The sequence below is a fragment of the Polaribacter sp. genome, assembly GCF_965656025.1.
In the GTDB taxonomy this organism is placed as follows: domain Bacteria; phylum Bacteroidota; class Bacteroidia; order Flavobacteriales; family Flavobacteriaceae; genus Polaribacter.
In genome coordinates, this window is sequence record NZ_CBFHJT010000015.1 from 31,899 (window position 1) to 42,436 (window position 10,538).

Below are 10,538 nucleotides of genomic sequence, written 5' to 3' on the forward strand. Positions count from 1 at the left end.
AATGCAGGTACAGTAACTCCATTAGGTGGTGATGATTTAACGTTAGGAGCATTTACAAACGGAACTTTAACAGTAACTGGTGTTGGAAATGGTGGTGAAGTTGCAAATATGGCAATACCAGATGTACAAACAACCAATGGTATTGTACATGTTATTGATAGAGTATTACTACCAAATTTATAAGAAATAAAATATTGAGTGTTAGGTTAATTTGAATTGGATAGGCCACAGGTTAAAACCTGTGGCTTATTTTTTTATGGCTACTTTCAGATACATAAATTGATCTATAAGGCTTTAGGTAAGGCCTATTTTTTATTTACGAAGTTCATCAAATCAACATCATTACCCAATAAAACTTCTGTTGGGTTTATTCTACCTGCTTCAGGTCCATTTTCTAATTTTAAAACGCCTCTTGGGCAAACTGCAGAACAAATACCACAACCCACACAACTCGAACGTATAATATTTTCTCCTTTCTGAGCGTAAGCTCTTACATCGATTCCTTGTTCACAATAGGTAGAGCAATTTCCGCAAGAAATACACTGACCACCATTGGTGGTAATTCTAAAACGCGATTTAAAACGTTGCACCAAACCTAAATAGGCAGCTAAAGGACAACCAAATCTACACCAAACACGGTTTCCAAAAATGGGATAAAATCCTGTACCAATTACACCAGCAAACCAAGCACCAATTAAAAAGCTGTAGGTATCTTTAATCCATTGCGAATTGATGCCTAAAAAAGATTGTGCTCCAGAAAAATAGCAATATAAAGTAACCAAGGTCATCAACAAAGAAAACACCAACACCGAATGTATTAACCAGCGTTCTAATTTCCATGCCTTTAAACTTTTATCAGAATGTTGTCTGTAAGGATCTCCTAACGTTTCTGCTAAGCCACCACAACCACAAACCCAAGAACAGTACCATCTTTTTCCGAAAAAATAGACCATAACCGGCACAATAATCAACGTTAATACAATACCCCAAACTAAAATAAAAAGTCCAATTTTTCCACTAGAAGTTAATGTGTCTAAGTTCCATTCAAAAAAGAAATCATAATCTAAAGGAAATGCATTTTTAAAATCATACCCAGGCATGTTTAGGCTGGTCATAATTTCTGGAATTAAAAAAGCAAATACAATTTGGAAAAATAAAACAGAGGTTGTTCTAATAACTTGATATTTATTATGACGATATTTAATGTACATTCGAACACCCATGGTAAGCATGATTGTACAGTATAAAAATCCGTACACAAACCACTGAGAAGCATCACCGCCATTTAAAAAGTTACTGATTGGGTCTAAAATATAGGTCCAATTTACTACGTAATCTGGCATAAAATAAAGCAATAAGTAAAAGGCTACTAAATAGATAAGTACCAACCATGCAATAAAACCTCTATTGGTTGCAGAATTATGATAAATATGGTCGTTTTTAATACCAGGTTTACCTAATAAAATTAAATTGGGTAAAATAAAAAGTAAAGCCCCAAGAATACCTAACCCAAAGGTTAAAAACCACATGAGACCTGCGTTTTCTTTTACAAAACCGCTACCTGCTTTTTTGGCAATTTCATAACTTAATGTATGGGGTTTTCCATATATTTTATACTGATATTGTTCGCCTTTCTTATCCCAATTTTTTGCGGCATCATATTTAGCAATTAGGGCATCATAATAATTGTTAGAACTTTCGTAGGCTTTTCTTACTCGAGAAGAAAACTGAAAAATATTTAATTTTTTTTCTGTAACAACAGCTTCTTTTAAAGCGCCTTCTATCACTGTACTCTTGTAGTTCTTTTCTTGTAAAAAAGCATCTAATTCAGACTGAGATAAACTAAAAGAGCCTGTAAATAATGTTCCTGTAAAAATGGTTAAGGCTATTATAAAAATAACAAAACCAGTATATTTTATTGCTTTCATAGTTTATGCTTTGCTAAAAATTCTTTTCCAACTTTTCTTTTTGGGTTGGATGTTTTGGTTATTTTCTTTGTTAAATTTTGCAACTATTGCTGGTTCGTGCAGTTTGTAAAACTCTGGGTCAAAATTAGCATCTGCTAAATATTCTAAAACATGTGCTACAGTTCTTTTTTCGGTTAACCATTGGTCAAAAATTTCGTGACGCATTCTTATACCAAAAGTATTTATTCCTAAAAATTGATGGGTGTTTTTATCAAAAGAAATGGTAATACATTTATCTTCTTTGGGGTGTTTCCATTGAAAATAGTGTTCGTTTTCTTTTTTATTTCGTTCACTAAAAACCCAACCATAGGTTTGGTATTCGATATCTAAAAATTTAGCAGAATTAAACCAATGCCCAGGTTTATAAGCGGTTTTGTTGCCACAAATGGTTTGTGCTAGCGTTTCGCCCATCATACGTCCTGTGTACCAAACAGCTTCTATATTTCTGCGTTGCCCAATTGCTTCCTGTTGTTCTGCACAATCACCAATGGCATATACATCTTTTACATTGGTTTCTAAAAATCGATTGACTAAAACACCTTTCTTGGTTTCTATATTACTTTCTTTCAAAAAATCGATATTGGGGGTTACACCAGCTGTTAAACCGACCACATCACAAAATATTTCTTCACCTGTTTCTTCTATAATAATCGATTTTACTTTGCCATTTTCAGCTGCTTTTATCTCTTTGAGATTGGTGCTCAATCGTAAATCAATGTGATGTTCTTTAATGTGTTTATTAATCATTTCAGACTCTTGGGCAGGTAAAACACCATTCCAAAAACTATCTTCACGTACCAAAAATGTAACAGGAATATCTCTACTTCGTAACATTTCTGCCAACTCAATACCAATTAATCCACCACCCACAATTACAGCTCTTTTACAAGTTGTATTCTCTGGTGCATATTTTTCTAATAACTCTAAATCTTGTTTGTGATACATGCCTAAAACCCCCTCTAAATCTTGACCAGGCCAACCAAATTTATTAGGTTTTGAGCCTGTTGCAATGATCAATTTATCATAGGTTAGTGTTTCGCCATTGGTGAATTTTACTATTTTTTCTGAAGTATTTACAGAATTTACATATCCTTTTTTTAGGGCTATGTTGTTTTTATCCCAAAACCAATTTTCGTAGGGTTGTGTGTGCTCAAACTTCATGTGTCCCATATAAATGTACATGAGCGCTGTTCTAGAAAAAAAGTATTTTGTTTCTCCAGAAACAATGGTAATTTTTTTATCAGAATTTTTTCTGATATGTCTAGCAGCTGTAACACCAGAAATGCCATTACCAATAATAACAATATGTTCCATATTTTGATTGCTTGTTGCTTTTATGTCGAAACGAAAGTTAAGAACTTAAAATTGAAATTCAATTTTATTTAAATTTAGAATCATTATAAATAAAATTTATAGATAACTTTTGTAAGTTCATTTGTATTGATAAGACTGAAATGAAAATTTCATCAATACTCAAAAAAATCAACCAAATGAAAATCAATTATTTTAAATTAATCTTTATTACATTATTGCTGTTAAGTTTTCAGTCCTATGCACAAGATAATTATAAAAGCAATATCCAAACCTACACACCTTCTAAATTATTAAATAAAGGGCAATGGGATATCAAGTTTTTTAACAATTTATATACAGAAACCCAAGATTTGTTTGGTACAAATGGTGCCAAAAGAACGATACCGAGAGCAACATTTTTTACAGCTACTATAGATGTTTTTACAGGAGTTTCAGATAATAATCGATTAAATGTTGGTCTTTTATTAGAGTTTAGATCCAATGCAATTGGTGGTAAAAGTGCTACCTCTGTATTTGGTTTTAATAATGATAACCAATCTAGAAATGGCTTATCTTCATTGGCACCAGCTTTAAAATGGCAACCCATAGATGGTGTTGGTAATTTTTCTATACAAAGTGCAGTTCATATTCCTTTAATAAGTGAAGAAACTGATAATAATGGCGTGTTTTTAGACCAAACTGCGTACATGTTTCAAAATAGATTTTTCTATGATTATACCTTGCCTAGTGGTAAATGGCAATTGTTTACAGAGTTAAATACAGAATACAACTTTGGTGAGGAAGATAGTTTTGCAAACGATACTTTTGTGCTAGCACCTGGTGTTTTTATGAGTTATTTTCCTTCTAAAAAATCTACCATTTTAGGTTTTGTACAACATTTTCAGCGTTTAGGTTTAAATACTAAGGCTTTTACACAAGATTTTACAACCTTAGGTTTTGGTGGTAAATACCAATTAACAGAAGTTTTAAATCTAGAAATTTTATATAGCAAATTTGTAAGAGGTACAGCAACCGGTTTAGGGCAAAGTTTTAACATTGGTTTAAGAGCGCTGTTTTAGTAAAAAACAGTATTTTTAGGGAGATTATGAAAATAAAAAACGTCCTTTTAATAGTAGTAACTTCCTTTTGTTTTTCTTGTAACGGTCAAACAAAAAAAATTAACGGAGTTAGTTTTGTGGCTTCTAGAGATTCTATAAGCAAAAAACATATAAATCCGGTTTTAAATGCACAAAGCAATTTTGTTGCTTTAATGCCTTATAGCTTTATAAGAAATGTAGAAAACCCTAAAGTGGAGTTTAATACGAATAGAGAATGGTTTGGAGAAACCAAAAACGGCCTGTTGCAATACGCCAAAGAATTTAAAAATGTAGCTGTAAAAGTGATGGTAAAACCACATATGTGGTTAAGAAGAGGTGGTTTTACAGGAGATTTAAAGCCGGCAACAGAAGAAAATTGGATACTTTTAGAAAATTCGTACAAAGACTATATATTAACTTATGCAAAAGCTGCTGAGGAATTAAATGCAGAAATTTTGTGTATTGGCACAGAATTGGGCGAATTCGTAAAAAATAGACCGCAATTTTGGCAACGTCTAATCAAAGATATTAGAGCTATTTACAAAGGTAAATTAACTTATGCTGCAAATTGGGACGAGTATAAAAGAATTTCTTTTTGGGGCGAGTTAGATTATATTGGTATCGATGCTTATTTTCCTTTATCGGACAATAAAACACCTACTGTACAAGATTTCGAACAAGGTTGGCTACCGCATAAAAAAGAAATTATAAAAGTTCAAAAACAATTTCATAAACCTGTTTTATTTACTGAATTTGGTTACCGAAGTATCGATTTTAATGGTAAAAAACCCTGGGAAGCCAATAGAGTAAGAGGTGCTATCAACCTAGAGGCTCAGGTGAATGGTTTGCAGGCCATACACAATCAATTTTGGAAAGAAGATTGGTTTGCGGGTGGTTTTGTTTGGAAATGGTTTCATGCTCACGACCGCGTTGGGGGTGAAAATAACAATAGGTTTACGCCGCAAAATAAACCTGCAGAAAAACTTTTGTCAAAGTTGTACCAACAATAAATATGATAAATGTCTTATTTTAAGAACTTAAAAGTTGCTAATTTTGAGTAGATATCAAAAATAAAAACATGAAAAAAATTATTGTACCTGTAGACTTCTCAAAACATTCAGAAAATGCCTTAAAAACAGCTGCATTACTTGCAAAAAAATCAAATGCTACCATAATCGCTTTACATATGCTAGATATACAAGAAGTTAATTTAGCAGAAAGTCCAGGTTATCAGCAAGAAAAAGCAGTGTTTTTCTTAAAACTGGCAGAAAAAAGAATCACAGAGTTTTTACAGAAAGATTTTTTAGAAGATGTTGATGTAGTTCCATTAATTAAACACTACAAAATATTTAGTGAAATAAACCAAGTTGCCAAAAAAGTAAATGCAGATTTGGTCATTATGGGTTCTCATGGAGTTAGTGGCCTAAAAGAATTTTTTATGGGTTCTAATACCGAAAAAGTAATCCGTTTTTCGGAAGTACCAGTTTTAGTGATTAAAAACGAATTAAAAGACATCGATTTTAAAGATATTGTTTATGCCACAGATTTTTCTGAAGAATCGATTCCTGCTTTTAAAAATATGCTGAAAACATTAGATGTTTTTAACGCTAAAAAACATATTTTGTATGTAAATTTACCTAATGAAAATTTTAAAACTTCTCCAGAAATGGATGCTTTGGCACATGAGTTTTTAAACAAAGCAGAAGGCAATATAGATCGTTTGATAAACGTAAATTTTGTGTGTGCGAGATCTATAGAAAAAGGAATTTTAAATTTTTCGAATGCTGTTGGGGCAGATTTAATTGCTACAGCAACGCATGGTAGAAAAGGCTTGTCTCATATTTTTTCAGGTAGTATTTCAGAAGATTTATCGAATCATGCAGCATTGCCAATAATGACTTTTAAAATTTAATATATACATGATAAAACAACTTTTTTTTACAATTGTTTTCGCAATTTTAATCACTGCCTGTTCACAAGATAATGATGTACAAGTAGCAAGAAGTTTACAAGAATATATAGAGGAAAATCCAAATTTTAAAACCCAAAGCGTGCTTGCTTATGCAGCAAATGCAGCAGGTAATATTAACCTTACGTATATTTTTTATTATCCAGAAGTTGGTGCTACAGATATACGATATTATGAACTTACAGACCCTACTTTAGATAAAGATAATTTTGCAAACTACAGAAGGCAAAGTTTAGCTTCAGCAGCTGTTTTTGGAGGTAAATTAGCACGTTTTGCACGTTCTAGTAGTATCGAAAGTTGGTGTTTGGTCACCTTTGTAAAAGAAGGTGTTTTACACTTATCTGACCCCATAAATATTAAAAACATCTCAAAATCTACAGAGTATTCTAACGAGGTCGCTATTAATTATAAAACCATAACAGCACCTAATTTTACTTGGTCAGACGGTAACATAAAAGAAAATGCAATTTATTTCCAAGTGATTTCAGACGAAGAAAATAATTTTATTTCTGGTACGTATACAGAAGAAAAATTCTTTCAATTTTACGATACTTCTAATGTAACCTTAAACATCAACACCACAAAACCAGAAGCATTGATAGAAGATGAAATCTATAACTTTACTTTGATGGGTATAAGTGATGATAATTGGGTAAATTTAATTATCGAAAAGCAATTTATCCCTAGAAATTTAGAGGAATTTGTTGCGGCAAATTCAGAAAAAACAATTGCAGAAGCTTTTGCTTTTGGGGCGACTGCAAATGGCAATGCAACCACAAATTATATCTATTATCTACCCATAGAAAATTCCTTCGATTTTAGGTATTACGAAACCAAAAACACCAATGTAGATCCAACAGATTACAAAAATTATAGCAGAGTTAATTTGTCTAGCAAAGCAGATTTAGGCGATAAATTTAGGAGGTTTACCAAAGAATCTTCAGACGAAGTTTGGTGCTTGGTCACTTACATTGTAGACAATGTATTGTACATTTCAGCACCTATAAAAACACAAAACAATACCAAACCTACAGAATGGAGCACAGTAGTTGATATTACCTATCCAGAAACATTAAAGCCAGTTTTTACTTGGGCAGAAGGAACCTATTTAGATACCAATTTATATTTAAACACCCTTACCAAAGAGGGTGATATATTTTTGTCTGGTACGTTTACCAAAGAAAAAACATTTCAATATTACAACGAATCTAACATAGAACCTAACAAAATACACACAACTACACCACCAGATTTAATTTTAGATGACGAGTATCAATTTTCTGTTTTTGGTTTAGATGCAAATCACTGGGCGAATTTAATTATACAAAATACCTTTATAGCACAATAATGCTTCAAAATAAATACTACTTCTTTGTATGTATCTGTTTTTTTTCTACAATTTTTTTGGGGCAAGAAAACAGGGTTATCGAAGTAATTTTAGAAGGTAATAAAAAAATTAAAACAAGTTATTTATGCAAAGTTATCAGCACTAAAAAAGGCGCTGCATTAGACTCTACATCCCTACAGCAAGATGTTTTATTTTTAAAAAGATTGCCAGCAGTTAGGCACGCCTATTTTACAGTTCAGAAAATAGACAAAAATAGCTACAAAGTAAAATTTGGAATTCAAGAAAACTTCACCATACTACCAGAAGTCAATTTTTGGACTACAACCAACAAACAGTTTGCCTATAAAATAGGTTTGTACGACTATAATTTTTTGGGCAAAAACATCACATTTGGGGGTTTCTATCAAAGAAATGCATTCAATTCTTATGGCATCAATTTTAGTGCGCCCAACCTGTTTTCTAAACATTGGGGTTTGGCTGTAAATCATCAAAACTGGAAAAGCGAAGAACCTCTTTATTTTGGAGATAAAACTGCCAATTATTTGTATAACAATGTTTCTTTTGAGGTTTTAGGGCTCTATCAAATAAACCTAAACAATACCTTTAATTTTGGCGTTAATATTTTTTCAGAAAAATACAAATACCTATCAGGAGAAACTGCTGCCAACGTACCTCAGTTTTTAGATTTAAATAAAATGTTACTAAAAGCTGTGTACGCCTATAATAACTTAAACTATTTTTACCAATACATCAGTGGTGTAAAAAACCAATTATATCTGCAATATGTAGTGACAGAAAACGATTTTCAAAACCATTTTTTGATTGCTTGGAATGATTTTTTCTACTACAAAAGAGTAGGAGCCAAAGGCAATTGGGCAAACCGATTGCGTTTTGGCTTATCTTCTAATCAAGAAACGCCATTTGCACCATTTGCACTAGATAATAATGTAAATTTAAGAGGTGTAGGCATTTTGGTAGATCGAGGTACTGGTAGTTTTGTTTGGAACACAGAATACAGACACACTGTTTACGATAAGAATGCCTTTGCCATACAAACCAATGTATTTACAGATTTTGGTTCTTGGCGAAATCCTGGAGGCGAATTAAACGATTTTGTAAACAGCAAAAATTTAAGAATGTATGCTGGTATTGGGCTGCGTTTTATCAGTAAAAAAATATACAACGCAACTTTTAGAATCGATTATGGTTTTAGCATTTTAAACACCAAAAATAATTCTAATGGTGGTTTCGTTTTTGGTATTGGACAATATTTTTAAACTTAATTTAATGTAAAATACTTTCTAAAGAAAAGAAAACTTTTAAATTCGCCAAAAACAAATTAGTATGAGAACTTTTGCAATTGGCGATATCCATGGAGGCTTACAAGCTTTATTACAAGTATTAAATCAATTAGAAATACAAGAAGAAGACCAGCTCATTTTTATGGGCGATTATGTAGATGGTTGGAGCGAATCTGCGCAAGTAATCGAGTTTTTAATCAACTTATCAGAAAAAATAAACTGTATTTTTATCAAAGGAAACCACGATGTTTGGTGTGAGAATTGGTTAAAAGATAGCGATGATGTCAATGCGTCTTGGTACCTACATGGTGGTAAAGAAACTATAGAAAGCTATGCGGGTTTTTCTGACGAAGAAAAAAAGCAGCATCTAAACTTCTTTAATAATTTAAAAATGTATTATTTAGATGATGAAAATAGACTGTTTTTACATGCGGGTTTTACCTCAATGCACGGTGTAGCAAAAGAAACCTATACCCATAAATTTTGCACGGACAGAACCTTGTGGGAAATGGCTTTGGCAATGGATAAAAAAATAGATTTAGACCATGCCTTATATCCGAAACGATTGAAACATTACAAAGAAATATACATTGGGCATACGCCTACAACCAATTATGGCGAATCAGAACCTATGAATGCCATAAATGTTTGGAATGTAGATACAGGAGCCGCATTTAAAGGAAAAGTAACCGGTATGAATATCGATACCAAAGCTTTCTATCAAAGTGATGCATTGCCAGAGTTGTACCCCAATGAAAAGGGGAGGAATAAGTAGTTTTATAAAAAACCCCCAACAAAAGTTAAGGGCTTTTTATTTTAAAATTATCAATTACTTTTTCAGTATCTTTTTAATCACTTGCTCTTTACTATTGGTAATTTTAAAGAAGTAGTAACCTGCAGCTAGCGTATTTGTATTCACACTATTTTTGCCAGAAGCTAATTTCTTTTTAATTAATAATTTCCCATGAATATCAAAAATTTCTAGAAGCAGTTCTTCTGTAGTTTCTATATGATAAAGGTGATTAACTGGGTTAGGGTACATGGTTAATTGAGCTAACGTATTGTTTAATGTACTCAAGGTATTTGTAGCTCCTAATAATGAAATAGTTTCATTTTCAATTAAATAATAGAGTGTTTCAGGTTCGCCTATATTTCCATTAGGGTCTGTGATGGTTAAATCGAATTGATAAACCCCAGTTACAAGTGTAGAAATATCTAAATTATTTAAGTTTGTTTCTTCTGAAAGAAGATCGCCCTTAAAATTTAATGAAGTTGTATTAGTGCTTTTTGAAGAAGTACCATCTGTATTTATATCTAGATTATATGCGCCCCCTACGTCTTGTGTTTCGATGACAACATCTACCACAAAATCGTCTAAAGAGCTTGTACCATCATTTTGTAGGTTACTTCTTGTATAATATGCACTAGGGTACACAACATCTTTGGTATATGCGGTTGTTTTTGTGGCGACTAATCGATCTTCAGAATCTGTAAGTTGTACGGTTAGGTTTACTTCACCATCTAATATACCTGTAGTATTTAAATCTTCTACAATTACTACGT

At 32.2% G+C, this 10,538-nt stretch carries 10 protein-coding genes; 7 read left to right on the forward strand and 3 right to left on the reverse strand.

The genetic code is table 11. The features are described 5' to 3' along the window. On the forward strand, positions 1 to 183 hold a 183-nt coding region (locus ACTG3S_RS04485; RefSeq protein ID WP_439128176.1), incomplete at its 5' end, for a fasciclin domain-containing protein. A gap of 122 nt (positions 184 to 305) precedes the next feature. Here the strand turns inward: ACTG3S_RS04485 and ACTG3S_RS04490 are convergent. Next, positions 306 to 1,928: a 4Fe-4S binding protein gene (locus ACTG3S_RS04490; RefSeq protein ID WP_439128177.1), complete on the reverse strand. Its 1,623-nt coding sequence runs from the start codon at positions 1,926 to 1,928 to the stop codon at positions 306 to 308. A gap of 3 nt (positions 1,929 to 1,931) precedes the next feature. Beyond that, positions 1,932 to 3,281 (reverse strand): NAD(P)/FAD-dependent oxidoreductase, encoded by a 1,350-nt coding sequence (locus ACTG3S_RS04495; RefSeq protein WP_439128178.1) that lies wholly within the window; start codon positions 3,279 to 3,281, stop codon positions 1,932 to 1,934. A 176-nt stretch (positions 3,282 to 3,457) separates the two neighbouring features. On the opposite strand from ACTG3S_RS04495, the gene ACTG3S_RS04500 reads away from it, so the two are divergent. The 6 genes from ACTG3S_RS04500 (at position 3,458) to ACTG3S_RS04525 (ending at position 9,750) form a co-directional block, all read left to right on the forward strand. After that, positions 3,458 to 4,339, forward strand: a complete 882-nt coding sequence (locus ACTG3S_RS04500) for a hypothetical protein (protein WP_439128179.1) — start codon at positions 3,458 to 3,460, stop codon at positions 4,337 to 4,339. A gap of 26 nt (positions 4,340 to 4,365) precedes the next feature. Then, positions 4,366 to 5,367 (forward strand): glycoside hydrolase family 113, encoded by a 1,002-nt coding sequence (locus ACTG3S_RS04505; protein WP_439128180.1) that lies wholly within the window; start codon positions 4,366 to 4,368, stop codon positions 5,365 to 5,367. 68 nt (positions 5,368 to 5,435) lie between these two features. Beyond that, the gene (locus tag ACTG3S_RS04510) at positions 5,436 to 6,269 is read left to right on the forward strand and encodes a universal stress protein (RefSeq protein ID WP_439128181.1); all 834 of its coding nucleotides are present in this window, start codon (positions 5,436 to 5,438) and stop codon (positions 6,267 to 6,269) included. Positions 6,270 to 6,276: 7 nt separating this feature from the next. Further along, a complete protein-coding gene (locus ACTG3S_RS04515; protein WP_439128182.1) occupies positions 6,277 to 7,674 on the forward strand; it encodes a hypothetical protein in 1,398 nt (465 codons plus the stop codon). Between the two features lie 56 nt (positions 7,675 to 7,730). Beyond that, positions 7,731 to 8,951 (forward strand): outer membrane protein assembly factor, encoded by a 1,221-nt coding sequence (locus ACTG3S_RS04520; RefSeq protein ID WP_439128183.1) that lies wholly within the window; start codon positions 7,731 to 7,733, stop codon positions 8,949 to 8,951. Between the two features lie 67 nt (positions 8,952 to 9,018). Continuing rightward, positions 9,019 to 9,750 carry a metallophosphoesterase family protein gene (locus ACTG3S_RS04525; protein WP_439128184.1) on the forward strand — a complete coding sequence of 244 codons (732 nt, stop codon included), beginning with the start codon at positions 9,019 to 9,021 and terminating at the stop codon, positions 9,748 to 9,750. 54 nt (positions 9,751 to 9,804) lie between these two features. Here the strand turns inward: ACTG3S_RS04525 and ACTG3S_RS04530 are convergent. Beyond that, the coding region (locus ACTG3S_RS04530; protein ID WP_439128185.1) for a T9SS type A sorting domain-containing protein at positions 9,805 to 10,538 on the reverse strand (734 nt) is incomplete at its 5' end.